24 protein-coding genes are annotated in these 24,717 nt (G+C 72.0%); 12 read left to right on the top strand and 12 right to left on the bottom strand.

Annotation, left to right across the window (positions count from 1 at the left end):
* Positions 1–47: 47 nt before the first annotated feature.
* The 3 genes from ACIBK5_RS38780 to ACIBK5_RS38770 are packed head-to-tail and all read left to right on the top strand — an operon-like array spanning position 48 to position 2,575.
* Positions 48–1,415 carry an MFS transporter gene (locus tag ACIBK5_RS38780; protein ID WP_399027398.1) on the top strand — a complete coding sequence of 456 codons (1,368 nt, stop codon included), beginning with the start codon at positions 48–50 and terminating at the stop codon, positions 1,413–1,415.
* 12 nt (positions 1,416–1,427) lie between these two features.
* Positions 1,428–2,231 carry a carbon-nitrogen hydrolase family protein gene (locus ACIBK5_RS38775; RefSeq protein ID WP_399027396.1) on the top strand — a complete coding sequence of 268 codons (804 nt, stop codon included), beginning with the start codon at positions 1,428–1,430 and terminating at the stop codon, positions 2,229–2,231.
* Positions 2,228–2,575: a cupin domain-containing protein gene (locus tag ACIBK5_RS38770; RefSeq protein WP_399027394.1), complete on the top strand. Its 348-nt coding sequence runs from the start codon at positions 2,228–2,230 to the stop codon at positions 2,573–2,575. The genes ACIBK5_RS38775 and ACIBK5_RS38770 overlap by 4 nt, the downstream gene beginning before the upstream one ends.
* A gap of 7 nt (positions 2,576–2,582) precedes the next feature.
* Here ACIBK5_RS38770 and ACIBK5_RS38765 read toward each other — a convergent pair whose 3' ends face one another.
* Positions 2,583–3,230: a GntR family transcriptional regulator gene (locus ACIBK5_RS38765; RefSeq protein ID WP_399027392.1), complete on the bottom strand. Its 648-nt coding sequence runs from the start codon at positions 3,228–3,230 to the stop codon at positions 2,583–2,585.
* Positions 3,231–3,605: 375 nt separating this feature from the next.
* Between ACIBK5_RS38765 and ACIBK5_RS38760 the strand changes: the two genes are divergently transcribed.
* A complete protein-coding gene (locus ACIBK5_RS38760) occupies positions 3,606–3,809 on the top strand; it encodes a hypothetical protein (protein WP_399027390.1) in 204 nt (67 codons plus the stop codon).
* A 92-nt stretch (positions 3,810–3,901) separates the two neighbouring features.
* Here ACIBK5_RS38760 and ACIBK5_RS38755 read toward each other — a convergent pair whose 3' ends face one another.
* From ACIBK5_RS38755 to ACIBK5_RS38740, 4 genes are all read right to left on the bottom strand, one after another.
* On the bottom strand, positions 3,902–4,087 hold the full coding sequence (locus ACIBK5_RS38755) for a hypothetical protein (RefSeq protein WP_382491569.1): 186 nt from the start codon (positions 4,085–4,087) through the stop codon (positions 3,902–3,904).
* Between the two features lie 98 nt (positions 4,088–4,185).
* The gene (locus ACIBK5_RS38750) at positions 4,186–5,259 is read right to left on the bottom strand and encodes a glycosyltransferase (protein WP_399027388.1); all 1,074 of its coding nucleotides are present in this window, start codon (positions 5,257–5,259) and stop codon (positions 4,186–4,188) included.
* A 465-nt stretch (positions 5,260–5,724) separates the two neighbouring features.
* The gene (locus ACIBK5_RS38745) at positions 5,725–6,411 is read right to left on the bottom strand and encodes a DUF4232 domain-containing protein (RefSeq protein ID WP_399027386.1); all 687 of its coding nucleotides are present in this window, start codon (positions 6,409–6,411) and stop codon (positions 5,725–5,727) included.
* Positions 6,412–6,556: 145 nt separating this feature from the next.
* Positions 6,557–7,462 (bottom strand): YihY/virulence factor BrkB family protein, encoded by a 906-nt coding sequence (locus ACIBK5_RS38740; protein ID WP_399027385.1) that lies wholly within the window; start codon positions 7,460–7,462, stop codon positions 6,557–6,559.
* A gap of 413 nt (positions 7,463–7,875) precedes the next feature.
* On the opposite strand from ACIBK5_RS38740, the gene ACIBK5_RS38735 reads away from it, so the two are divergent.
* The 5 genes from ACIBK5_RS38735 (at position 7,876) to ACIBK5_RS38715 (ending at position 12,820) form a co-directional block, all read left to right on the top strand.
* Entirely contained in the window at positions 7,876–9,168 is a 1,293-nt protein-coding gene (locus tag ACIBK5_RS38735; RefSeq protein WP_399027383.1) for an NAD(P)/FAD-dependent oxidoreductase, read from the top strand.
* Positions 9,162–9,941, top strand: a complete 780-nt coding sequence (locus tag ACIBK5_RS38730) for a DUF1365 domain-containing protein (RefSeq protein ID WP_399027381.1) — start codon at positions 9,162–9,164, stop codon at positions 9,939–9,941. Before ACIBK5_RS38735 ends, ACIBK5_RS38730 begins: the two co-directional genes overlap by 7 nt.
* Positions 9,938–11,224, top strand: coding sequence for a class I SAM-dependent methyltransferase (locus tag ACIBK5_RS38725; RefSeq protein ID WP_399027379.1), 1,287 nt, complete (start codon positions 9,938–9,940; stop codon positions 11,222–11,224). Before ACIBK5_RS38730 ends, ACIBK5_RS38725 begins: the two co-directional genes overlap by 4 nt.
* Before the next feature lie 25 nt (positions 11,225–11,249).
* Positions 11,250–12,047: a DUF1295 domain-containing protein gene (locus ACIBK5_RS38720; protein WP_399027377.1), complete on the top strand. Its 798-nt coding sequence runs from the start codon at positions 11,250–11,252 to the stop codon at positions 12,045–12,047.
* 107 nt (positions 12,048–12,154) lie between these two features.
* Positions 12,155–12,820, top strand: a complete 666-nt coding sequence (locus ACIBK5_RS38715; protein ID WP_399027375.1) for an alpha/beta fold hydrolase — start codon at positions 12,155–12,157, stop codon at positions 12,818–12,820.
* Between the two features lie 169 nt (positions 12,821–12,989).
* On the opposite strand, the gene ACIBK5_RS38710 is transcribed toward ACIBK5_RS38715, so the two are convergent.
* Positions 12,990–14,270, bottom strand: coding sequence for an MFS transporter (locus tag ACIBK5_RS38710; protein ID WP_399027373.1), 1,281 nt, complete (start codon positions 14,268–14,270; stop codon positions 12,990–12,992).
* 247 nt (positions 14,271–14,517) lie between these two features.
* Here ACIBK5_RS38710 and ACIBK5_RS38705 point away from each other — a divergent pair, with 247 nt between their 5' ends.
* Positions 14,518–16,488, top strand: coding sequence for a protein-arginine deiminase domain-containing protein (locus tag ACIBK5_RS38705; RefSeq protein WP_399027371.1), 1,971 nt, complete (start codon positions 14,518–14,520; stop codon positions 16,486–16,488).
* Positions 16,489–16,702: 214 nt separating this feature from the next.
* Here the strand turns inward: ACIBK5_RS38705 and ACIBK5_RS38700 are convergent, their stop codons facing one another.
* Together ACIBK5_RS38700 and ACIBK5_RS38695 are read right to left on the bottom strand one after the other, a co-directional pair.
* Complete coding sequence (locus ACIBK5_RS38700) at positions 16,703–17,398, bottom strand: type 1 glutamine amidotransferase domain-containing protein (protein ID WP_399027369.1); 696 nt, start codon at positions 17,396–17,398, stop codon at positions 16,703–16,705.
* Positions 17,399–17,596: 198 nt separating this feature from the next.
* Positions 17,597–18,025: a hypothetical protein gene (locus tag ACIBK5_RS38695; protein WP_399027367.1), complete on the bottom strand. Its 429-nt coding sequence runs from the start codon at positions 18,023–18,025 to the stop codon at positions 17,597–17,599.
* Positions 18,026–18,216: 191 nt separating this feature from the next.
* Between ACIBK5_RS38695 and ACIBK5_RS38690 the strand changes: the two genes are divergently transcribed.
* Complete coding sequence (locus ACIBK5_RS38690) at positions 18,217–18,405, top strand: hypothetical protein (RefSeq protein ID WP_399027365.1); 189 nt, start codon at positions 18,217–18,219, stop codon at positions 18,403–18,405.
* A 16-nt stretch (positions 18,406–18,421) separates the two neighbouring features.
* On the opposite strand, the gene ACIBK5_RS38685 is transcribed toward ACIBK5_RS38690, so the two are convergent.
* Positions 18,422–19,027 carry a TetR/AcrR family transcriptional regulator gene (locus ACIBK5_RS38685; protein WP_399027364.1) on the bottom strand — a complete coding sequence of 202 codons (606 nt, stop codon included), beginning with the start codon at positions 19,025–19,027 and terminating at the stop codon, positions 18,422–18,424.
* Positions 19,028–19,157: 130 nt separating this feature from the next.
* On the opposite strand from ACIBK5_RS38685, the gene ACIBK5_RS38680 reads away from it, so the two are divergent.
* A complete protein-coding gene (locus ACIBK5_RS38680) occupies positions 19,158–20,177 on the top strand; it encodes an aldo/keto reductase (protein WP_399027362.1) in 1,020 nt (339 codons plus the stop codon).
* Positions 20,178–20,192: 15 nt separating this feature from the next.
* On the opposite strand, the gene ACIBK5_RS38675 is transcribed toward ACIBK5_RS38680, so the two are convergent.
* The 3 genes from ACIBK5_RS38675 to ACIBK5_RS38665 are packed head-to-tail and all read right to left on the bottom strand — an operon-like array spanning position 20,193 to position 24,604.
* Positions 20,193–20,702, bottom strand: coding sequence for an inclusion body family protein (locus ACIBK5_RS38675; protein WP_399027361.1), 510 nt, complete (start codon positions 20,700–20,702; stop codon positions 20,193–20,195).
* Between the two features lie 24 nt (positions 20,703–20,726).
* Positions 20,727–22,553, bottom strand: a complete 1,827-nt coding sequence (locus ACIBK5_RS38670) for a thiamine pyrophosphate-binding protein (protein ID WP_399027359.1) — start codon at positions 22,551–22,553, stop codon at positions 20,727–20,729.
* Positions 22,550–24,604 (bottom strand): flavin monoamine oxidase family protein, encoded by a 2,055-nt coding sequence (locus ACIBK5_RS38665; RefSeq protein WP_399027357.1) that lies wholly within the window; start codon positions 24,602–24,604, stop codon positions 22,550–22,552. Before ACIBK5_RS38665 ends, ACIBK5_RS38670 begins: the two co-directional genes overlap by 4 nt.
* Between the last annotated feature and the right edge of the window lie 113 nt (positions 24,605–24,717).

Raw genomic sequence — 24,717 nt, 5'->3', positions numbered from 1 at the left:
GCCGGAAGGTCGATGTCCCCCGACGTCCCCGAGCAAGGATGGGAACCATGCCCGACACCCCGAAGGACGACACGAAGGACGACACAAAGGCGTCCGATCGGCACTCCGGCGTCCGCCGGGCCTTCGTCGCGAGCCTCACCGGCACCGCGCTGGAGTGGTACGACTTCGCCGTCTACTCCGCCGCGGCCGCGCTGGTCTTCGGCGACCTGTTCTTCCCCTCGGAGGACCCGCTCACCGGCACGCTCCTGGCGTTCTCCACCTACGCGGTCGGCTATGTGTCACGCCCGCTCGGCGGGTTCGTCTTCGGCCGCCTCGGTGATGTGATCGGCCGCAAGAAGGTGCTGATCGCCACGCTGGTCCTCATCGGCGCGGCGACGTTCCTGATCGGCGTCCTGCCCACGTACGGGACAGCCGGCGTGGCCGCCCCGATCGCCCTGGTCGTGCTGCGCTTCGCGCAGGGCGTCGGCGTCGGCGGCGAGTGGGGCGGTGCCGTACTGCTGTCCAGCGAGTTCGGGGATCCACGCCGCCGCGGCTTCTACGCCTCCGCCGCGCAGGTCGGCCCGCCCGCCGGAAACCTGCTGGCCAACGGCGTGCTGGCGGCCCTCGGCGCGCTGCTGACCGAGGCACAGTTCGAGTCGTGGGGCTGGCGTGTGGCGTTCCTGTTCTCCGGCGTCCTCGTCGGGTTCGGGCTGTGGATCCGGGCGAAGCTGGAGGAGACCCCGGTGTTCAAGGCGATGGAGGCCGAGCACTCCCGGCCCGAGGCGCCGATCCGCGAGGTGTTCACCACCCAGCCCCGGGCCCTGCTGGCCTCGATCCTGTGCCGCGTCGGCCCCGACGTGCTGTACGCCATGTTCACCGTCTTCGTCCTCACGTACGCCACCCAGGAACTCGGCATGTCACGCGGCTCCGCCCTCGCGGCCGTGCTCATCGGCTCCTCGATCCAGGTCTTCCTGATGCCGCTGGCCGGTGCCCTGTCCGACCGCGTGAACCGGCGGCTGCTGTACGGCGGTGCCGCGGTGGCCGCCGGGGTGTGGCCGTTCGTGTTCTTCCCGATGATCGGCGGCGGCACCTGGCTGCCGCTCGCCACGGGTGTCGTGGTGGGCCTGGTGATCCACTGTTGCCTGTACGGCCCGCAGGCCGCCTTCATCACCGAGCAGTTCGAGCCCCGGCTGCGCTCCACCGGTTCGTCCCTGGCCTACACCCTGGCCGGGATCATCGGCGGCGCCGTCGCCCCGCTGCTGTTCACCAGCCTGCTGAGCGCCTACGGCAGCTGGGGGCCGCTGGCCGTGTACATCGCCCTCGCCTCGGCGGTCTCCCTCGTCGGCGTCTGGCTGGGGCGCGACCCGGAAGCCGCCGTGGACGAGGACGCCGCACTCGCCGCGCCGAAGTCGGACACCGCCCCTACCCGCCTCTGAGGAGGACGCACCGTGCGCATCGCCCTGAGCCAGCTCACCACCGGCCCCGAACCCGAGAAGAACCTCCTGCTCATCGAGGAGTGGACCCGGCGCGCAGCGGACGCCGGAGCCCGCGTCGTCGTCTTCCCCGAGGCGTCGATGGCCTGCTTCGGCACGCCACTGACACCGCTCGCCGAGCCCCTGGACGGGCCGTGGGCCGACGGCGTGCGGCGGATCGCCCGGGACGCCGGCACGGTCGTCGTGGCCGGCATGTTCACCCCGGCCGCCGAGGGCCGGGTGACCAACACCCTGATCGCCACCGGGCCCGGGGTGGAGGCGTCGTACGACAAGATCCATCTCTACGACGCCTTCGGCTTCCGTGAGTCCGACGCCGTCGCAGCGGGTTCGGCCCCGACGGTCATCGACGTGGACGGCGTACGGCTGGGCCTGGCCACCTGCTACGACATCCGCTTCCCGGAGCTGTTCCGGGCGCATGCCGACGCCGGAGCCGTCGCCACCCTGCTGGCCGCGTCCTGGGGCGCGGGGCCGGGCAAGGCGGAGCAGTGGGAGCTGCTGGCGCGGGCCCGGGCGCTGGACGCCACGGTGTGGCTCGCCGCCGTCGACCAGGCGAACCCCGACCCCGGCGCGGACACCGGCCCGGGGTCCGCCCCGACGGGGATCGGGCACAGCCTCGTCGTCGGACCCGACGGGACCGTACGGCACGCTCTGGGCGCCGAGCCCGGTCTGCTGCCGGCCGACCTGGACGTCGACGAGGTCACCGCGGTCCGGCAGCGGATCTCCGTACTGGCCAACCGGCGCCCGGAGGTGTGGGGATGAGCAAACCCGAGCTGGAGTTCCACCTCCCCGACGGACCGTGGCGGACCCCGGCCGGCGCCGCCCCGGGCGTCGAGGAACGCGTGCTGGCCGACGACCCCGCGCGCGGATCCCGTACGGCGCTCGTCCGCTGGGCGCCGGGCACCGACACCTCGGCGGACGGCGTGGCCCACCACGACTTCTGGGAGGAGGTCTACCTCGTCGAGGGAGCGCTACACGACGTGACGCTCGACCGGACCTTCACGGCGGGCATGTACGCCTGCCGCCCGCCCGGCATGCCGCACGGCCCGTGGACCTCCCCGGACGGGGTCACCATGCTGGTGATCACCTACCCGGACGCCCCCTGACCCACCGCTAGCCCGCGAGCAGCACCTTGAGCGTCGACTCCAGATGGTGGTCGATGGCGGCCCACGCGGCCTGCGCGTCACCGGCTTCCAGCGCCTCCAGGATGGCCTCGTGCTCCTCCAGCACCGCCTCCTGACGGCCCTGCTGGTTGAAGAGGGCGACCACTCCGGCCCGGACCTGGCGACTGCGCAGGCCCTCGTAGTGCCGGTCGAGGAGGGCGTTGCCGACGGCGGACACCAGGGCCGCGTGGAAGCAGTGGTCCACGGCGATGAACTCCCGGGCCTGGTCGGCGCCGGTGAGCTCGCGCTGCCGCTCCAGCAGGGACCGCAGCTCCTCGACCGGTGCTCCCCCGCCGGAGACGAGCTGCTGGGCGGCGTACCGTTCGACGATGCCCCGCAGCTCCATGAGCTCGCGGATCTCCCGCCCCGTCAGCGGCGACACCCGGGCGCCGCGCTTGGGCACCAGCTCGACCAGGTCCTCGGCGGCGAGTTGCAGCAGCGCTTCCCTGATGGGCGTGCGGGAGACGCCGATACGGTCCGCGAGCTCCTGCTCCGACAGGAAGGCGCCCTGCATCCCGGGATCCGTCAGCACCGTGTCCTTGAGATACGCGTACGCCTTCTCCCGACCGGACGTCACGGCAGCCCCCAGCTCTCGCATACACCTTGTATACGGACGCTACCACGGGGCTTCCGAGAGTCGCCGCCGTCCGCCAGGAACACCGTCCGCCATGAACATGGCGTCAGGCTCCCGCGGTCGGCGACATCACGGGCGGCGGCAGGTCGGACCTCGTCTCCCGCGACACCGGCGGCAACCTGTACCGCAACAACGGTGACGGCAACGGGTCGTTCGGCGGCCGCGCGAGGATCGCGACGGGCTGGCAGGAGTACAAGGCCGTCGTGTGAGGCGCCCGGGGGCGAGGGGCTGCACCCGTCCGGGGGACCGTGAAACCCTGTCCGGGGTGCTCAACGGACGTGCTGGCGGCGGAGACGCCACTATGAGTCCAAGCAGCAACGAGGACCAGGAGGTACCGCAATGACTGTGGCTCCAACTCGCTCTGTAGTGTCCATCGCCCGCCCGCGGAACTGGGCGGCCCTGCTCATCGTCATCGTGATCGTCTATGCGCCGGCGGCCCAGATCCAGGACATCCTGACCGGTCTGACCGCCCTGTCAGCGGTACTCGTCTCGGGCTCGGCGGTGCGAGCCGTGTCGACGCCCCAGCGGCAGACGGCCGTCTGAGGACGGGCCGGGACGGATCTCCGCCAGAGGAAAGGGCCGGACCACACAGTGGTCCGGCCCTTGGAGCGTGACGAACGACGGGTGGCTCCGGCTCAGTGGCCGGCGGCGCTGGCGTCGCGGCGTCGGCGGCGGAGGGCCGCGGCGTACGTCGTCAGGCCGCCCAGGACCAGGGCCAGGCTGGCGGCGATGATCAGGTGCGCGGTGGAGGAGGTGCCGGTGGCCGCGAGGGAGGCCGCACCGGTGACGAGTCCGGTTCCGGTACCGCTGAGGTAGTTCACGATCGTTTTCCTCTCGGCGGCCTGGCGGCCGCGTCGGATCAGGCAGATGAATCAGGCGGATCAGGAAGGTCAGGCGCTCAAGGCTCCTGGCTCTCCGGTCACTTCCAGGCCGAGACGCGGGTGGCGTAGGACTTCACGACCGAGGAGGCGAACCAGTAGGCACGCACGGTGGAGAACACCAGCCCCGGCAGCATCAGTACGTCGACCAGGACGCCCTTCCAGCCGAGATGGCGGGTGCGGAAGGCGGCGTACACGATCCAGAAGGCGACCAGGCACAACCAGACCGGATCCAGGACGAAGCCCGAGTCGGCGATCACGCCGGTCCAGACGGCCAGCCACCCCAGCGTGTAGAGGAAGCCGACGAAACCGAGCACCATGCTGGTGATGGAGAACCACGTGTGCTTGGTCCAGCCGCGACGCCGCAGGGTGTCGACCGTGCCACGTCCCCAGCGTTCCCGCTGGCCGATCAGCTCCCGCAGGGTGGGCATAAGGTCGGTGTAGGCGATGCAGTGCTGGTTGGCCGTGACCTTCCAGCCCACTTCCTTCAGCGCGAGCGTCGTCTCGTAGTCCTCCACGAGGTTGGCGTGGTCCTCCCAGAACACCTCGCCGCGCCAGCGCAGGAGACTCAGCAACGCCTCGGTGCGATAGAAGGAGCCCGCGCCCGACATGCTGTGGATGCCGAAACGGTAGCGGCCGCGGGCGTAGCGCCCGTACTCCATGATCTGCATCCCCAGCAGATAGCGCTGCCAGAGGTTCTTCCACAGTCCGGTGCGGCCGAGGCAGGTGGCGCTGAGTCCGCCCAGCCGCCGGTCGGAGGCCATGACGTTGCGCGCCCGTTCCAGGAACTTCGGGTGCAGGCTGGTGTCCGCGTCCATGACCAGCAGGTACTTCGCGGCGGCGGCGAGTCCGCCGGATGCGCTGTGCAGCCAGTCGATGCCGTGGTTGAGGGCGCCGGCTTTCTTGTGCGGGTTGTCCGGAAGGTTGAAGACGACCGTGCGCGGCACACCGGGACGGTCGGCGAACCGGCGGGCGAACTCCTCAGTCCGGTCAGAGGAGTTGTTGACCACGATGATGATCAGGTCGGGTGGTGTGCTCTGCGCGGCGAGTGATTCCAGCGCGAGCAGAACGCCGTCCTCCTCGTTGCGGGCGGGGAGGATAACGGCGGTCTCCATCAGCGGGGCCGCCCCCTGGGTGACCAGACGTCGCCTGTGGGCGCCTTGCGTACGTCGGCCTCGGCTGTGAACAGGGTTGCCGCCGGGGCGGCTTCCCTCCGTGCGTAAGGAGCCTGAACGGCCCCTCCCCGCTGCGACCGGGCGTCCGGCAGGCGTGGTCAGGTATTCGGACATGAATGTGTTGCCCCCCGGGCGGCATGGCTGCCGCCCATTTCCTCGACGGCCGTCGGGCCGCCCTGCTGCCTTGTGACGTCCCGATGCCATTCCCCCCGGCTCGGGACAGACGTAGCCGCCACTGCAAGCAGTGGCGGCACGAGGGGCCATTGTTGTGGCGGCGGTTACGGTCCCGGAAGGGTGATGGAGGGGCGCAGAGGAGCTTGGACGAAGGGCATGGGGTGAGGAAGGGGTTGGGTGGTGAGAAGGGGGAGCGCAGTTCTTCTGCGCGCCCCCGAGTTGTCCCCGGTGTCAGCCCGAGAACGGGACCGCGTCGGTGGCGGAGGTGTGCCAGCTGGTGACGACCGGCTTGTCGACGATGTACGAATCGACCTTCAGGGACTCGGGGTTCGGGTCGTCGTTGGAGACGGAGACGATGAGGCTGTCCAGTTCCTTACCACCGTCCTCCTTGGTGGTCTTGGGGTTGACGCCGGCGTAGGCGGTGACGCCTGCGCGCAGCGTGATCGACTGACCCGCCGACTGCTCCGCCGGCCCGGCCTCCGTACCGTCCGAGCCGAAGGCCACCACCGGCAGTTCGGCGGGCAGGACGCAGGTGATGCCGGACTTGGCCGTGGCCTTGATCAGGAAGTAGCCGCCGGCCTGGTCCTCGGAGCTCACGCTCCAGGAGATGTCGTTGGTGCCGCAGCTCTGCCCGTAGCCCTTCTTGTCCCCGGACGCGTCACTGCCGGAGGCGTCGCCGCCGCCCGTACCGGACTTGTCCGACGAGCCGCTGCCCGCGGCCCCGCCGCCGGAGGACTTCGAGGTGCCGGAACCGCTGCCGCCCTCGCCGCCGTCGGCCGCCGTCGGGCTCGCCTGGCTGGAGGAGGCCGCCGGGGAGTCCGACGCCGACGACTCGTCACCGCCCCCGCACGCGGTCATCAGCAGGCCCGAGCCGATCACGGCGGTGACGGCGAGAGCGGTGCGCAGACGACGGTTCATCGCGGAATTCCTCCAAGGAACGACAAGTGCGGGGCATCTAGTGATCGCTACCGCGCGTTTACGATCATCAAGACGGTCCCCTCCGGCATCCGGTTCACGTCGTCTCACGTCCCGGACGTCGCCGTCACGTGCCTGTGACACAGCCTCAGCTGTGGCGAGGTGGGGACTCCGGCTCGCTCAGTTCGGCGGTGAACTGGGCGCCGGCCAGCAGTGCCAGGTTGGACAGCCACAGCCAGACGAGGAAGACCACGACGCCGGCCAGGGAGCCGTAGAGCCTGCTGTAGGTGCTCAGCGCGGAGGCGTAGAGGGCGAAGCCGGCGGAGACGGTGAGCCACAGGGCGGCTGCGAGGGCTCCGCCGGGGAGGCTGTGGCCGCGGGTGCGTGCCGCCCTGGGGCCGGTGTGGAAGACGATGACGACCAGCAGGGCCACCACGCACAGCAGAAGCGGCCAGCGCAGCAGGCTCCAGGTCCACGCGGCCATCGCGCCGAGGCCGAGATAGCGGCCGATGTTCTCGGCGGCGGGGCCGGTCAGCAGCAGGACGAGGGAACCTACGACGAGCAGTCCGAGCAGGGCCAGCGCGGTGAGCAGGATGCGGTGGGCCTTGCGCCAGGGCGAGCGGCGGTCGGCCACCCGGTGCATACGGTGCAGGGCGCGGCGGAAGACGGCGAGGTAGCTGGAGGCGGACCACACCGCGCTCACGATGCCGCCGCACAGCAGGGTCCAGACGGCCGAACCGTCGTGCAGCGTGCGGGACAGCACGTCGTGCAGGGGGGCACCCGACTGGCCGGGCGCGTAGGCGGTGACGTGCGCGATGAAGGCCTCGGCCGTGCCCGGGCTGATCAGGCTGAACGCGATGGCCGTGACGAGCAGGGCGGGCAGCACGGCCAGGATGGCGTAGTAGGTGAGGGCGGCGGCGAAGTCCGACACGTCGTCGCGCCACATCGACACCGGGGTGCGGCGCAGCGCGGCCGCCCAGGGCCGGTCGCCCGGCCGACGGGCGCCGCGGGCGCCCGGGCGGGGGGCTGCCGTGGAGTGTGGTTCAGCTGACATGGGGCCTGCGATGCGAGGGCGTGCCGAGACGGACGTGGGCAGGGACACTGTAGGGGGGCAGGGCCGTCTCCGTGGGGGGCGCATGCGGTGAGGGTGGGCAGGACGTCGGTGGGGGCGGCGTCCGGCTGGACCCCTACCCCCGGACGTACGTGCGGAAGCGTCCGCCGTACCGACGCCCTGCCGTTCCGAGCGGCCGCGCTCGTTCCCGACCCCTCCGAAGCCGGTTCCTTCGCGGATTTCACGGCCGCCCCGGCATCCGTACGGCGTCCCCGCCCGGAAGTACCTGGTAGCGGCCCGGTCGACCCATGCCCGTGATCGTGACCGCGACAGCTACCGGGTCCGGTCCGGGTCCGGTCCGGGTCCGGTCCGGGTCCGGTCCGGGTCCGGTCCGGGTCCGATCAGGAGGAGAGGCGATGTCACCAGTGCCGGGAAACGCCGCCGCACGGGAGCGGCGGCGCACGGCCGTGATCGGCAGCGGGGTGGCGGGGCTGACCGCCGCGTACGTGCTCGCCCGCGCGCATCACGTCACGCTGTTCGAGGCCGACGACCGGCTCGGCGGGCACGCCCACACCCACGAGCTGACCGGGCCCGGCGGCGCGACGTACCGCGTCGACTCCGGCTTCATCGTGCACAACCGCCGCACCTATCCGAACCTCCTGCGTCTCTTCGGCGAACTCGGCGTCGCCACGCAGGAGTCGGAGATGAGCATGTCGGTGCGGTGCGAGGGCTGCGGCCTGGAGTACGCCGGTGCCCGCGGCCCCGCCGGACTGTTCGCCCGGCCCCGCAACGCCCTGCGCGGGGCCTATCTGCGGATGCTGAGAGAGATACCGGCCTTCCACCGCTCCGCCCGGCGCCTCCTCGCGCGGGGGAGCGAACCGGACCTCACCCTCGGGGAGTTCCTGGACGGCGAGGGCTTCTCGCCCTACTTCCGCACCCACTTCATGACCCCGGTCGTGTCGGCGGTGTGGTCCTGCGACGCCGCCGCCGCGCAGCGCTACCCGGCCGCCTATCTGTTCCGCTTCCTGGAGCACCACGGGATGCTCTCGGTGAGCGGATCACCGACGTGGCGCACCGTCACCGGCGGCTCCCGCGTGTATGTGGAGCGGGTGGCGGCCCGGCTGGACGAGGTGTGCCCCGCGGCTCCGGTCCGGGCCCTGCGGCGGCATCCCGACGGCGTCAGCCTCACCACGGCCGACGGCACCACGCGGTCGTACGACTCGGTGGTCCTCGCGACCCACCCCGACCAGGCCCTGCGGCTGCTGGCCGATGCCACGCCGGAGGAGAAGGAGGTGCTCGGCGCGTTCCGGTACTCCCGCAACACCACGCTCCTGCACACCGACACCCGGCTGCTGCCGCGTGCGCGCGGGGCGCGGGCGTCGTGGAACTACCTGATGCCGTCGTGCGGTGCGGGCGCCGACCGGGTGCGGGTCAGCTACGACATGAACCGGCTCCAGCGGCTCGACGCCACCGAGACGTTCGTGGTCACCCTCGGCGGCGAGGACCGTGTCGACCCGGCCCGGGTCCGCGCCCGCATGGTCTACGAACACCCCGTGTACACCCCGGAGTCGGTGGCCGCCCAGCAGCGGCTGCCCGAACTGGGCGGCCCCGTCACGGCGTTCGCGGGCGCCTACCACGGCTGGGGTTTCCACGAGGACGGCTGCCGGTCCGGGGTGACGGCCGCCGCGGCGCTGGGGGTGCGATGGTGACGACGCCGATATCCACGCCCGCACCCGCGCCCGTGTCCGAGCCCGCGCCCGTGCCCGCCCTGTACCGCTGCGCGATCGTCCACGTGCGCACCGCGCCCCTGCGGTACGCACTGCGCCACCGCACCTACATGTGGCTCGTCGACCCCGACCGGCTCCCTCGGCTCCCGCGTCCACTCCGGCCGTTGGCGCGCTTCGATCCGCGCGACCACTTCTCCGGCGGGCCGCCCTCCATCCGCGCGGGACTGGACGCCTTCCTGGCCGGCCACGGGGTGCGGCTGGACGGCGGCCGGGTCGTGATGCTCACCCACGCACGGGTCCTCGGACACGTCTTCAACCCGCTCACCGTCTACTGGTGCCACGGCCCCGACGGCACCGTGCGCTGTGTGGTCGCCGAGGTCCACAACACCTACGGCGAACGCCACTGCTATCTGCTGCGCCCGGACGCCTCGGGGGAGGCCGAGGTGGGCAAGGAGTTCTACGTCTCGCCGTTCTTCCCGGTCGACGGCCGCTACCGCATGCGCCTGCCCGCTCCCGGGGACCGGCTCGACCTCACCGTGCACCTGGAACGGGAGGGCGGCAGGCCGTTCACCGCGACCGTGCGCGGGGCGCGCCACGAAGCCCGTACCGGAACGCTGCTGCGGCTGGCCCTGCGCCGGCCCTGGTCCACGCTCGCCGTGTCCGCGGCCATCCGGCTGCACGGCATCCGGCTGTATCTGCGCGGGCTGCCCGTCCGGCCCCGACCCGACCATCGCGACAGGGAGAACTCCGCATGACGACAGCCGAGCCGCGCACCGGCGACACGGGGCGGACCGTGGCCGTGTCCCCCGGGGCCGTGGACGCGACCCGCTGGCCCGACGTGGCCCGGCCGCCGAAGGCCTCCCGGGCGCGGACCGCGATCACGGCGGCCGTCGTACGACGTGCCCTGCGTGACCTGCCGCTGCACGTCCGCTTCCCCGACGGCACCTCCCTCGGGAAGGGCGGCCCCGTACTGGACCTCCACGACCCGCGGGCGTTCCACGCCCGGGTGGGCAGCCAGGGACTGGTCGGCTTCGGCGAGTCGTACATGGCCGGCGAGTGGGACGCGCCCGACCTGGTCGCCGCCCTCACCGTGCTCGCGGCGCGCATGGGCGAGCTGGTCCCCGCACCGCTGCAGAGGCTGCGCAAGCTGTGGGCGCCGCGCCGGCCGGACGCGCAGCGCAACACCCCGGGCGGCTCCCGGACCAACATCAGCAGCCACTACGACCTGTCCAACGACCTGTTCGCGCTGTTCCTCGACGACACCCTCAGCTACTCCTCGGCCCTGTTCCGCGGCTTCCCCGCCGACTGGGAGCTGCTCGCCGCCGCCCAGCACCGCAAGATCGACCGGCTGCTGGACCTCGCCGGCGTGCGGGAGGGCACCCGGGTACTGGAGATCGGCACCGGCTGGGGCGAACTGGCCATCCGCGCCGCGACGCGCGGCGCGCACGTCACCTCGCTCACCCTCTCCCGCGAACAGGCCGCCCTGGCCCGCGAGCGCGTGGCGGCGGCCGGTCTCGCCGGCCGGGTCTCGGTGGAACTGTGCGACTACCGCGAGGCACACGGCACCTACGACGCCGTTCTGAGCGTGGAGATGGTCGAGGCGGTGGGCGCGGAGTTCTGGCCCGCCTACTTCCGCGCCCTCGACGAACGGCTGGCCCCGGGCGGACGCGCCGCCCTCCAGGCCATCACCATGCCCCACGAGCGGATGATCGCCGCCCGGGACACCTTCACCTGGATCTCCAAGTACGTCTTCCCCGGCGGCCTGATCCCCTCCGTGGAGGCCGTCGCCGGGACCGTGCGCGACCACACCCGGCTGAGCGTCACCCGCCGGGACGCCCACGGTGCCCACTACGCCGAGACTCTGCGTCTGTGGCGGGAACGCTTCGCAGGGCGCGCGGACGAGGTCGCCGCGCTCGGCTTCGACGAGACGTTCCGCCGTCTGTGGACGTTCTACCTCGCCTACTCCGAGGCCGGATTCCGCTCCGGCTACCTGGACGTACAGCAGTACCTGCTCACCAAGGAGGCCACGGCCCGATGACTCCCACCGCTCGGCAGGCCCGGCCGTGAACGGGTTCGCCTGGGCCGCGTTCGCGGTCGGCCTCGCGTGGTCCGCCGGGGCCGCGCTCGCCGTGATGCTGGCGACCTTCGCCGTCGCCGTGCGCAAGGGCGTGCACCGGATCGTCGACGCGGCCTGGGGGCTCGGGTTCACCGCCGTGGCCGTAGCGGCCTTCCTCGCGTCGGCGGGCACCGGCGACCCGGGGCGGCGGATCCTGGTCACCGCGCTGACGGCGGTGTGGGGGATCCGTCTCGCCGTGCACATCGCCCGGCGCGGGCGCGGACACGGCGAGGACCCGCGCTACGAGGAGATGCTGGCCAAGGCGCCCGGCAGCCGGAACCTGTACGCGCTGCGCATCGTGTATCTGCTGCAGGGCGCGCTGGTGTGGCTGGTGTCGCTGCCGGTCCAGGCCGCGCAGTACATCACCGGGCCGATGACGGGGTGGGCCGCGGCGGGCGCCTGTCTGTGGGCGGTCGGCGTGTTCTTCGAGGCGGCCGGGGACGCCCAGCTCGCCCGGTTCAAGGCGGATCCGGAGAACAAGGGCCGGATCATGGACCGAGGGCTGTGGCGCTACACCCGTCACCCCAACTACTTCGGGGACTTCTGCGTCTGGTGGGGCCTGTTCCTGATCGTCTGCGACGCGCCCGCCGCGGCGGCGGCCGTCGTGGTGTCGCCGGTGGTGATGAGCCTGCTGCTGACCAAGGGCAGCGGGAAGCGCCTGCTGGAACGGCACATGGCCGAGCGCCCGGGGTATGCCGCGTACGCGGCCCGGACCAGCGGCTTCTTCCCGCTGCCACCCAGGTGAGCGACGCCGCCCCGCCGACCGGCTACGGATGACTCTTGAAGGGCGCCCACCGACCGGCTACGGATGGACCTTGGAGGGCACCCGGATGAGGCACGTGAGGAGCGCGGATGACAGTCAACGAGCGGGAAGGCACTGCCGGGGCCGGGGCACCCGGCGTGCCGACCGCGCTGGTGCCGCGCCGCGTCCCCGGTGCGCCGCGTGCCGCCGTGCTGTTCCTGCACGGCGGCAGGTCCGAGGGCCGGGCCCCTTCGCGGCCCTGGCATCTGGCGGCCCTGCGGATGAGGCCCTTCGTGCGGGCCGTGGCCGCCGCGCTGCCGGACGACGGGGTCTTCCTGGGCGAGGTGCGCTACCGCGTGCGCGGCTGGAACGGCTCCGAGGGTGACGCCCTGCGGGACGTCCGGCGGGCGCTCGACGAGCTCGCCCGCCGCGCCGGTGACGTGCCGGTGGTCCTCGTGGGTCATTCGATGGGGGGCCGCGCCGCCCTGCGTGCCGCGGGCGCGCCGCAGGTCCGGGCGGTGCTGGCGCTGGCGCCCTGGTGCCCGGACGGCGAGCCGGTGTCCCACCTGCGGGACAAGGACGTCGTCGTGATCCACGGGGACCGGGACCGGGTCACCGAGCCCGGTGCGTCGGTGGCGTTCGTGGACCGGGCCCGCGCGGCCGGGGCCCGGGCGGACGTCCGCCTCGTACCGGGCGGTGACCACGCGATGCTCCGGGGCGACACGGACTGGCACCGCGTCGCGGCCGCCACCGCCGTGGGCATGCTCCCGCCCTGAGGCCTGTGCGCGAGGGGCCCCCTCAGAGCCAACTCCTCAGGACGCCCCCCCCAGGACGCCCCCCCCCAGGACGGGCCCCCAGGACGCCCCCCAGGACGGGCCCCTCAGGACGGCCCCTCAGGACGGGCCCTCAGGACGGGCCCTTAGGACGGGCCTCAAGGATGGCCCCTCAGGGCCGTCCCCCGGCCTCCCCCCGCTGCTCGTGCCGTCCGATGCCGTGGATCAGGGCCACCGCGAGCGCGCTGATCAGCAGCAGCACGCTCATATAGAGGACCACCGGCCAGGGTTCTCCCCCGGCCGCCTCCAGCAGGGCGGCGGCGATGAGGGGTGCGGTGCCGCCCGCCAGTGCCGCCGCGACCTCGCGGCTCAGGGCGACTCCGCTGAACCGGGTCCTGGTCGTGAACAGGTCCGCCAGGAAGCCCGCCTGGGCGCCGAGCTGAACCCCCAGCAGCAGCCCGCTCAAGCCGAACGCGAACCACACGTACCCGGCCTCCTCGGTGTCCAGCAGCCAGAAGAAGGGGAACGCGAACGCCGCCGCGCCGACCATGGCCCAGCCGAGCACCGTCCGGCGGCCGACCGCGTCGCCCAGGGCCCCGGCCACCGGCGTCACCGCCGCGCTGCACGCGAAGTAGATCAGCGCGCCGACGAGGGTGACCGTACGGGAGACGCCGAGCTGCTCGGTGAGGTAGGCGAGCGCGAACACCACCGGGATGTACGCGGCGACATTCGGCCCGATACTGCTGATCACCCCGAGGACGAGGGTGCGCGGAGACTCTCGGGCCAGCTCCACGGCGGGTGCCCGGGCGACTCCCCGCTCCCGTTTGGCCTCCTCGAACATCGGGCTCTCGGCCACGCTGACGCGGATGTAGAAGCCGGTCGCCGTGACGAGGAGGGTGACCAGGAAGGGGATGCGCCAGCCCCAGCCGAGGAAGTCGTCCGGGGGCAGGGCCGCCACGGCGGCGACGGCCCCGGCCGAGAGCAGCGCGCCGGCCGCCGCACCCGCCGGGGGGATGGCGGCGTAGCGCCCGCGACGCTCCGGCGTGGCGAACTCGGCCAGGGTGAGGGAGGCGCCCGCGTACTCGGCGCCCGCCCCGAACCCCTGGATCATCCGCAGCACGACCAGCAGTACGGGAGCCCACACCCCGGCGGTCGCGTACGTCGGCAGCGCGCCCATCAGGGCGCTGGCCAGGCCGACCGTGACCAACGTGATCACCAGCATCCGCCGGCGGCCCAGCCGGTCCCCGTAGTGCCCGATGACCAGCGCACCGAGCGGCCGGACGGCGAACCCGACCGCGAACGTGGCGAAGGACGCCAGTGTCGCCGCGACCGGATCGCCGGGCGGGAAGAACAGCCGGTTCAGGACGAGCGCGCTCATGGTGCTGAACAGGATGAAGCCGTACCACTCCAGCGCGGTGCCGATGGTCGTCGCCAGCACCACGCGCGTCAGCATGGACGGTCCCGTACCGGCCATACGCCGCATATACCGCATACGACCAATCTGCGCCAGCCTCCCGGCCACTTCGCCGAACCTCGCCGTACCGGGAGCGCACAACCGCCGGACGGACGCAGTGCCCGTGCCCGGCACCTGCCGCCGGACGTTCCGCTCACGGCACGCGGTAACCGCCTCCCCACAGGCAACGCACAGGCCCTCTTCCGCCTCTTGCACAGCGCCACCCCCCAACTGAGAGGACCGCGCTGTGCGTTCACGAACCCACATACGTCCACGTCTGATTCCGGCCGGATCGCTGGTCCTGGCCCTCGCGGCGGCCGGATCCGTGCTGGCCGGGCCGGCCGGCTCCGCCTTCGCCGCCGAGACGGCCGACCGGGCCGATCTGCGCGTCGACGTGAACCGCGACGGACGGGTCGACCTCACCGGCGGCAGCGACAAGACCGGCGAGGACGGCTGGTCCACCGGGCGCGGAGCGGTCTACCTGCCCAACATCGACGACGACACCAAGCGGTGTCCCGTCACCGGACCGGGCGGCAGCCCCCTGTCCGACGCCAAGCTGGCCGCGTGCAACGACGGCACCGACACCAAGGTCAACGGCGGCGCGGACGCCGCCGACCTCGCCCGGGTCCGTTCGGTGCCCCTGCCCGGCCTCCCCGCGAACGCCAAGGGCAGCCTGAAGGTCACCACGGGCGGCAAGCACGCGCACCTCTTCCTCAAGCGCGCCGGGCAGTGGGTCCTGGTGACGCCGGCGACCCGGCTGACCGCCGCCGAGCTGCGGGCCGGCGTGGAGTTCGGCATCGAGGCCACCGACATCGTCCGGGACACGGCGAAGTGGGACGGGCGTGCGGTGGTCCGGCTGACCGTGACGTCCGGGCAGAAGTCCACCTCCGACGCCGTGACCCTGCGCGTCGCGCCGCTGCTGACCCAGCATCATCTGCAGAACACCCAGCAGGTGATGGTGACCGAGGTCCAGGGTGAGGGCGAGTACAGCCGCCTCCAGCAGAAGTTCGTCGCCGAACTCGGCAAGGAGGTCAAGAAGGCCGGGGTCACCACGCCGCTGGTCAAGTTCACGAAGTACGCCGACCCCTGGGCCCAGGACTTCGTCGAACCGGCCTACGTCAACATGACCGGGCCGAACGGGCAGGCGCAGGTGATGCGCGTGATGCTGCGCTCCGCCCAGCCGGACCGGGACGCGGGCCGCGAGCTGTTCGAGAAGATCCGCGGCCGGGACATGGGGGTCGTGCAGGTGACCGACCCGGCGGAGCCCGACGACTGGTCGCTCAACTCCTTCGGGAACCTGGAGACCATCCCGTCCTACGCGCACAACGGGCGCTCCTTCCCGGCCGGGCGCATCATCATGGGCGAGCGCAAGGACAGCGGGGCACGCCCGTCGAAGGTGATGCGGACGATGCTGAAGTCGCAGGGCATGCAGGACCCGCTGCTGCTGGACACCTCCTGGCTGGGCGTCGGGCACGTCGACGAGTTCGTGCAGTTCCTGCCCGCCGACACCCCGCGCGGCTGGCGCATCGGCGTCGCCGACCCGGAGGCGGGGCTGCGGCTGCTGCGCGACGCCAAGCGCGACGGCCACGGCGGCACGAAGATGTTCTCCGTCCCGGGCCGCAGCGACAGCCCCGCGCCCAAGGAGACCATCGACCAGGCGCTCGCCTCCCGGCGCCTGGTGTCCGACAACCAGATGGCGGCCCGGCGCATCGCGGCCAACCTGGAGATCCTCAAGCGCGAGACGGGTGTCACCGACGCGGAGATCGTGCGGGTGCCCGCGCTGTACACCCGTGAGTCGGAGGCCTTCTCCGCCGAGGGCCAGGACGTTCCCGTGCCGCGTCTGACGCGCATGGGCGCAGCGTCCGACCTGGTGGACAGCCTCCGGGACCGCGGCCAGCAGAAGTGGCTCGCCGAGAACCCGGCGGCCCCGCGTGCGGCGGCACCGGCGGCGGTGGAGACCAGCGCGTACGTGCCCGGCGCGGTCAACGGCGTGCTCCTGGGCCGCGACCGCTACCTTGCCCCGCGCCAGTGGGGTCCCGTCATCGCCGGCAAGGACATCTTCACGGAGGCCGTCAACGCCGTCTACACGAAGGTCGGCATGAAGGTGTCGTACATCGACGACTGGTACACGTACCACCTCGGCATGGGCGAGGTGCACTGCGGCACCAACACCCTGCGCGACGCCTCCGCCGCGTGGTGGCGGCAGCCGGCGCGGTAGCGCCCGCGGCCGCCCCGCGCCTGAGCGCCCTCGCGGCGCTCAGGCGCGGGATTCCGCGGTGGTCCTCAGATCGAGGAGCCACAGGTCGAGGCCCCTGCCGAGCGCCTCCCCGGCGACGGGGACGTCCGCCTCGACCCGGTCGCCCGTCCAGGTCTCCTCGCTGTGGCTGGACGCGCATGCCAGGCTCGTGAGCGCGGCTGCCGTCCGCGCGGCGTCAGGGGAGCTTCTTGAGCAGCTCGGCGGCGAGCGGGGCGGAGGAGGCCGGGTTCTGGCCGGTGACGACGTTGCGGTCGACCCGGACGTGCGGCGCCCACGGCTCCCCGGTCTCGACCGTCAGTCCGGCCTCGGTCAGCCGGTCCTCCAGCAGCCACTTCGCCTTGTCCGCGCTGCCGGCCAGCCGCTCCTCGGCGTTGGTGAAGGCGGTGATCCGGTAGCCGGCGTAGGCGTTGGTGCCGTCCTCCCGCACCGCGGCCAGCAGCGCGGCCGGGCCGTGGCAGACCACACCCACCGGCAGCCCGGACTCCACCGCGCGGGCGAGGAGGCGGCCGGAGTCGGTGTCGACGGCGAGGTCCTCCATCGGGCCGTGGCCGCCGGGGACGTAGACCGCGTCGAAGTCGCCGAGGCGTACGTCGGTCAGCGTCAGCGGGGTGCGGAACTCCGGGGCGCCCTCCACCACGGCCTTGATCTTCGCGGCGTTCTCCTCGCCGCCGGCCGCCTGCGGGGCCAGGCTGCCCGGGTCGACCGGCGGGACGACGCCGCCCGGGGTGGCCACGGTGATCTCGTGACCGGCGGCCTTGAACGCCTCGTAGGGGGCGACCGCCTCCTCGGCCCAGAAGCCGGTGCGGTGCTTGCTGCCGTCGGCCAGCGTCCAGTGGTCGGCGCCGGTCATCAGGAAAAGGATCTTCGCCATGGGTGACTCCTGGGGTTCTGCGAGGTCTGGATCTGGGAGGTCTGGATCTGGGAAGTTTGGATCTGGGAGAGGTCTGGCCGCGTCGTCGCCACGGCGCCAGAGCCAGCAGGCGGCTACCCGGCCACGCCGACCTGAACCTGCTCCGCATTCTCGTCTGAAACACCCTGTTCCTCGCCCCGGGCGCCCAGGCGGCCGTCGTCAGGAGTCGTACGGTCCGTCGCCCGGGCCGTTCCCGGGGGCGAGGCGGCGGTAGGCGGCGCGGGCGTGGGCCAGGCGGGCCAGGGCCGTGCCCAGCAGGGCCGCCGCGAGCAGACAGGCGAGCCATGTGGTGTCGCGGTGTCCGGCCCAGGTGAGGGTGCCGGCGGGCGGGATGACGAAGCCGTTGAGGAACAGCCAGCAGAGCAGGGCCGTGCCGGGGGCGGCCGTGAAGCGTGCGCCCAGGCCGAGCACGGCGGCCAGCATGGAGAGCGCGGGCAGCGCCAGTTCCGGACGGTCGGGCCCCACCACGGTGTTGAGACACGCCACCAGCGCCGGAGCGCCCGCGAAGGCCCCGGCCCAGACCAACGGGGTCGCCACCGGCCGCGGGACGGGCCTGGCTCCGGTGCCCAGGGGCATCCACTTGATCATGCTGCCGCTTCCGCTCTGCCGGCCGGTTCCGAAGTGCTCGCCAGGGTGCCATCAACGCCGCTCCGGAGGAACACCGGATCCGGACAGTCGGACAGGGGAGTTGAGGGTATGGCGTCGCATATCGGCTCGCCCGGCGCCCCCCGGATTGCGTACGGTCTGGATCGCGGACCACGCAGGGGTTGGGGGGGACGGTGGCCAGGAGACGTTACGTGGCCAGAGGTGTGCCAGGGGGCTATCGCATCTGGGACAACCGAGGACGGCGCTGGTGGGGTGACCTCTACGAGTTGTGCCCTGACGATCTTTTGACCGAGCTCAACGGGCAGGCGGACCAGGCCCGCGTCACCGTGCTGATGAAGCGCTACAGAGCACAGAAGCGATAGGCGCCGGCCCTGAAGGTCAGCCCGGTCGGCGCAGTCCCGCGATGAGGAGTCCGACCAGCCGGCGGGCGTCGTAGCGGGGGTCGCTGTCCGCGCCGATGCAGAGGTTGCCCACGCCGCGCATGAGTTCGTACGCCTCGATGTCGGAGTCGATCTCGCCCGTGTCGGCCGCGGCGGCCAGCAACTCGGCGCAGACGGGCACGAGCCGGTCGATGAAGTAGGCGTGCAGCGCCTCGAAGCCGGCGTCGTCGGAGTGCAGGGCGGCGGCGAGGCCGTGCTTGGTCACCAGGAAGTCGGCGAAGAGGTCGATCCACCGACGCAGTGCGGCGTACGGGCTGGCACTGCTCGCCAGCAGGGCGGGGCCCGCCTCGGCGCAGGCGTCGACCTGGTGCCGGTAGACGGCGATGACGAGGTCCGCCCGGTTGGGGAAGTGGCGGTAGATCGTGCCCACCCCGACCCCGGCCCTGGCCGCGATGTCACGCACCGGCGCCTCCACGCCCGACGTGACGAAGACCGCGGCGGCCGCGTCGAGCAAAGCCGCCTTGTTCCGCCGGGCGTCCTTACGCCGGGACGGGGCCGCTCCCCCCACTTCCTCGCGCGTGCCCTCGGCGTCGCTGTCGTTCACCGCGCCGCTCCTCCTCTGCCTCTTCCGCTGCCTCTTCTGCCAGCACACTTGCCGAAACGGAACGACGTTCCGTATCGTCTCAAGCGGAACAGCGTTCCGCTTTCTTTATGATGCCAGAGGAGACACGGTCATGCAGTACCGCACCTTGGGCCGCACCGGTGTGCAGGTCAGCTCCCTCGCGCTCGGCGCGATGAACTTCGGCCGGATCGGACGCACCACCCAGGACGAGGCCACCGCCCTCGTCGACGCCGCCCTGGAGGCGGGGATCAACCTCATCGACACCGCCGACAGGTACAGCGGCGGCGAGTCCGAGGAGATGGTCGGCAAGGCCATCGCGGGGCGCCGCGAGGACATCATGCTGGCCACGAAGGCGAGCATGCCGATGAGCGAGGAGCGCAACCACCAGGGCGGCTCGCGCCGTTGGCTGGTCACCGCGCTGGAGAACAGCCTGCGCCGCCTCGGCGTCGACCACGTCGACCTCTACCAGATCCACCGGTGGGATCCGCGAACCGGCGACGAGGAGACCCTGTCGGCGCTGACCGACCTGCAACGCGCGGGGAAGATCCGGTACTTCGGTTCCTCGACCTTCCCCGCGTACCGCATCGTGCAGGCCCAGTGGGCCGCCCGCGAGCACCACCTGAGCCGCTACGTCACCGAACAGCCCGGCTACTCGGTTCTCCAGCGCGGGATCGAGACCCATGTCCTGCCCGTCACGCAGGAGTACGGGCTCGGCGTGCTGGTGTGGAGCCCGCTCGCCTCGGGCTGGCTGACGGGCGCCGTCCGTGAGGGCCGGGACATCACCACGAACCGCTCGGCGTTCATGCCCGAGCGGTTCGACACCTCCCTTCCCGTCAACCGGGCCAGGCTCGACGCCGTCGAGCGGCTCGCCGGGGTCGCCGACCAGGCCGGCCTGACCATGATCCAGCTGGCGCTCGGTTTCGTGGCCGCGCACCCCGGCGTGACCAGCGCGCTGATCGGCCCTCGCACCCCGGACCATCTCACCGCGCAGCTCGCCGCCGCCGACACCGTGCTCACCGCCGACGTCCTCGACGCGATCGACGCGATCGTCGCGCCCGGCACCGACCTGGCCCCGCAGGAGAAGCACGACACCCCGCCCGCGCTGCTCGACCCGTCACTCAGGCGCCGCTGACCGGCCGGGTAGGCGTCAGGCGTCCTCGATGGTGATGAAGGGGTCCCACTGGAAGTACCCCTTCAACTGGCGGTGGCGGTCCAGGATCTGGAAGTAGAAGTGGTAGGTGACCTTGCCGGACCTCTTGACGGTCGTCCGCCAGTAGTGGTCCTGGTACCGCTGGGTGTCGAACTCCGGCCGGCCCTCGCTGCCCTCCTTCGGCAGGGGGTATATGCCGTCGATCACCTCGATCTCCGGTGTGCGGATGAGCTCGTGCCGGCTGTCGCTGCTGACGTAGCGGTACAGCAGGGCCTTGTAGTCGCTGCCCAGCGAGATGGTCGTCTCACGCCACTTGACGGTGTCGCCGGGTTCGGCGCGCAGGTTCAGCTCGGCTCCCGACGTGCCGACGATGTGGTCGTGGCGGGTCGTCATGTAGATCAGGCTCTCGTCGACGTAGGTCGGCGCGTCGGGGTTGCGGGAAGCGTTGGGGTACCGTTCGGCGATCGTGGCCGCGTCGAACGCGATCAGGACGTTGAGATCAGCCATGGTCTTCTCTCCCTGTGTCGGTCTCTATGAGTGCGGAACCTTGTAGGCCATAGCCCGCGGGTAGTCGTGCCGGTGCAGCCGGACGCGGACCAGGAGCGGCCCGGCGTTGAGCGGGTCGGCCGGGTCGGTGAGGCGGTCCAGGAGGTCGTCCAGCTCCGCGGTGTGCGTGACGCTGACGCCGTTCGCCGGCGTCTTCCCGCCGGCGAAGACGGCCGGGAGGCGGTCGTAGTGCCAGGGGTGCAGGACGTTGTAGAAGTCCGGGTCGGCGGCGTCCCGGTCCGCGTAGAACTCCGGGTGCACCAGCATCTGTTCGATGCCGTAGAAGTGGCCGTTGTCCATGACGAACACCACCGGGCGCAGGCCGAGCCTGGTGTGGGTGGAGAGCTCCTGGCAGGTCTCCTGGAAGGCGCCGTCGCCGACGAAGACCATCGGGCGGGCGTCCTCCCGCTCGGGGGCGAGCGCGGCGCCGGTGGCCGCGCCGACCGACCAGCCGATGGACAGCCAGCTGACCTGGGACAGGAACCCGCCCGCGGGCAGGGACAGGTTCATCGAGCCGATGAGGGAGAACGCGGCGTCCGAGACGACCGTCCAGTCCTCGCCGGTGTCGTGGTTCAGGAAGTGGTTGACCCGGTCGAAGACGCCGTCGTAGGTGAGGTGTTCAGCGCGCCGGTGAGCCGAGCGGCCGCTGCGGAGCGAGGCGCGGTGCTGTTCGAGCGCGGCCGGGCGGTGGTCGCGGGAGCCGTGGTGGTCGTAGGACTCGGCGTAGTAGTCGGCGGTCAGGCCCCCGGAGCCGTAGGCCTTCACCAGCGCGTCCTGGAGGGCGGGCAGCAGGTGGCGGAGCTGGACGTCGGGGAAGTACGAGGTGCCGACGCTGACACCGCCGAGCGCGGCCATCACCCAGTCGCCGCCTACGGACTGCTCGCCGCCGAGGTTCTTCGACGTGGACCAGGCGCCCAGCCCGATCCGGCAGGTGGCCCAGTCCTTGAAGACGGCGTGCACGTCGGGGTGGCTGGCCGGGCCGTTGTAGACGCCGTGGAACTGCGGCAGGTCCTCGTCCACGACGGCCTTGGCGCCGACGGTGGTGCAGAACGGCACGCCGGTGGCCTCCACCAGGCCGGTGAGCTGCTCGCCGAGGCGGAGACGGTCGATCTCCTCGCCGGCCCACACGATCGGGCGGGGCCTGCCGTCCGGGCCGGGGTGCTCCTCGACCAGGGTGAGGACGGCCTGCACGGCGTGGTCCAGCATGGTCTGGTTGCGTTCGCTGAACGGCCGCTCGCGGGGCACGACCGGCACCTCGGGTTCGGGGCAGGGCTCGTCCCAGAGGTCCTCCATGATCTCCAGGTAGACCGGGCGGCGCTCGGAGAGGCACGCGGTGAGCGCGGCGTCGATCTGGCCGGGGGCGAGGCCCGGGTTGGAGACGACCTGCGCGTCCACGGTGACCTGCCGGTAGACGTCCAGGTTGCTCTCCGCGCGGGGGCTCATGTGCGAGGTGAGCAGGCCGACGGCACGGTAGTTCTGCCACTGCTCGTAGGGCGGGGAGGCGTTGATCGCGACCAGCGGGACCTGTTCGACGTAGGCGCCGCCGCAGGCGTTGAGCAGGTTGAACGCGCCCACGCTGTAGGTGACGGCGACCGCTCCCACGCCGTGGATACGGGCGTAGGCGTCGGCGGCCTGGCCGGCGCCGCCCTCGGTGGGGGTGCCGACCCACTCAATGTCGTCCTCGTCCCGCAGGGTGGTCAGGAACGGGCCCAGGTGGTTGCCGGGGACGCCGAACAGATGGGTGATGCCCAACTCGGCCAGCCGCAGAGCGAGATAGCGGGCGACGGTGCACCCGCGGTCGATCGCGGTCACGAGCTCTCCCCTTGCCCGTCCGCGCCAGGGACGGTGACCGGCGGGGCCTGGTGGACGGCGAGGGCGGCCCGGACGGCGCTCTCCAGGGCGCCCTCGATCCAGGCGTGCTTGAGGGAGGTGTGCTCCCCGGCGAAGTGCACGGGGCCCTCGGGCCGGGAGACGTCCAGGTGGAAGCTGGTCATCTGGTGCGCGGTGTAGATGGCGGCCTCGCCGAAGGCGTACGGGTCGCGTGCCCAGCTCTTGGTGGCGCCCTGCCCCGTGAAGAACACCTCGATACGGCGCCCGTGCAGGGCCTGGAGGTTGCGCAGGGCGTAGACGTAGCGCTCGGCGCTCCGCATGGAGTCCCAGCGGGCGGCGTCGTCGGACCAGCAGTACGAGGCGAGGACGACACCGCCGGTGCTGCCCTCGACCCGGTGCGACGGGTAGTACATGAACCGGTTGGGGTTGTCGGCCGCTGAGCCTCCGCCGAAGCAGTGGGTGGCGGGGCGGACGGCGGGGCCGCGCAGCGGCAGGGTGCTGTCGAGCTGCCGCATCTCCTCGGTGACGGCGCTGTCCTTGACGGCGGCGCCGAGCAGTCCGGAGGCAGCAGGGCCGGCCCCCGCCTCGACGATCGAGAGGACCATGTCGGTGCCGTCCTGGCCGCCCTGCCGGTAGTACTCGTACAGCCCCGGCGAGATGCGGTCCAGCTCCTCGCGCCAGTCGTCCTCGGTGAACTCCCACCACCGGTGGCTGAACTCCAGCAGCACCTTGGTGGCCTGGTCGTAGTGGGTCTCGATGATCGCGCGCCGCTTCTTGTACGACATCGAGGGGACGATCTCCACGAAGCGCAGGGCGGAGAACGGGACGGTGACGATCGCCAGGTCCGCCGTCCACAGGCGGGGCGGGGCCTGTGGATCGTTCTCGGCGACGGTCTGCACGGCCACGCCCCAGCCGTCGGGTCCGACGGCGCCGGTGCCCTCGGGGTCGGTGTCGCGGCTGGGGTCGTGGTACTCGAGACGGATCATGCGGTGACCGAGCCGCACCTCGTCGCGCAGGCCCTTGTGGAGGGCGTGCGGCAGGCGCCAGTTGCCGCCGGGGATCTCCCAGTAGCGGACGCCCGGGTTGATGTCGCTGCGGCTCAGGAAGCTGTGGAAGAAGGACAGATGCAGCCGCGAGGACATGTTCTCCAGGGTTCCGACGGCCTCGACGGCCTCGTCGCTGAGCCCGGCGTGGTCGCGCAGGAAACCGCCCATCGAGTAGCCGTCGAAGTCGCGGATCACCCGGGCCCAGCCCTCGACCCACTCCTCGAACGGCTTGTTGACGCGCCGGCCGTCGACCACGTCGGAGTAGTAGTCGCGGACGCATTCCAGCGCGTCGTCGACCATTTTCACGACGGGGGAACGGACTTCGTCGCCGGTGAGGTGGAAACCCTCGTTGACGCGCTCCGGCCCGGCACTGTAGTCGGAGCGCCGTACCTGGACGCGGTTGGTGCGGATCCAGGAGTTGCCGCGCTTGTCGGGCTCGCGGAATTCGGGGCTGTCGTCGCCGTAGGACCAGGTCCGGCCGGTGAAGGAGGTGTACGACACCGGCGGCACGGGGACGTCGGGGCCGCTGCCCGTGCCGGGGTCCACGTCCACGTTGTAGAACTGGCGGCGGCCGAGCCCGAGTTTGTCGACCAGGGCGAGGACCAGCGGGTGGAAGTCGGGCAGCCGCATCGCACCGGCCTCGGCGTACTGGGCCGGGTCGTCGAAGGGCTGGTGGTGCTTGGTGGCCCGGAACGTCTTGATGCGCCCGCCGACCCGGCTGGCGTTGGCCTCCAGGACGGTGACCTCGTGGCCGGCGTCCTTGAGTAATCGCGCGGCGACCAGGCCGGTGATTCCGGCGCCGATGACGAGGACCTTCTTACGCGGGTGATGGGTGGGGCCGAGGCGGCCCGTGTCTATCAGGGTGTGCAGATAGTCGAGTTTGAGGTCCTTGCCGTCCGGCCCGACGAGCAGAAGTTCACGGGCGAGCTTGAGACAGGTCTGCCAGCGCGCACGGGTGGCGGAGCTGTCCCGAGAAGTGTCGGTCATAGCCAGCGATCGTAGATATGCCGGAACGATTTCCCGGTTCACCCGGTGCACAACGTCCGGAAATAACCGATCGCACACAATGACAGAAATTCGACACGTCCAGCCGCCCTCTG

Origin of the sequence: Streptomyces sp. NPDC050546 (assembly GCF_044457425.1) — a bacterium.
Taxonomy (GTDB): domain Bacteria; phylum Actinomycetota; class Actinomycetes; order Streptomycetales; family Streptomycetaceae; genus Streptomyces.
Note: the sequence above shows the minus strand (reverse complement) of the source record. Positions and strands in the feature narration are given on the sequence as shown.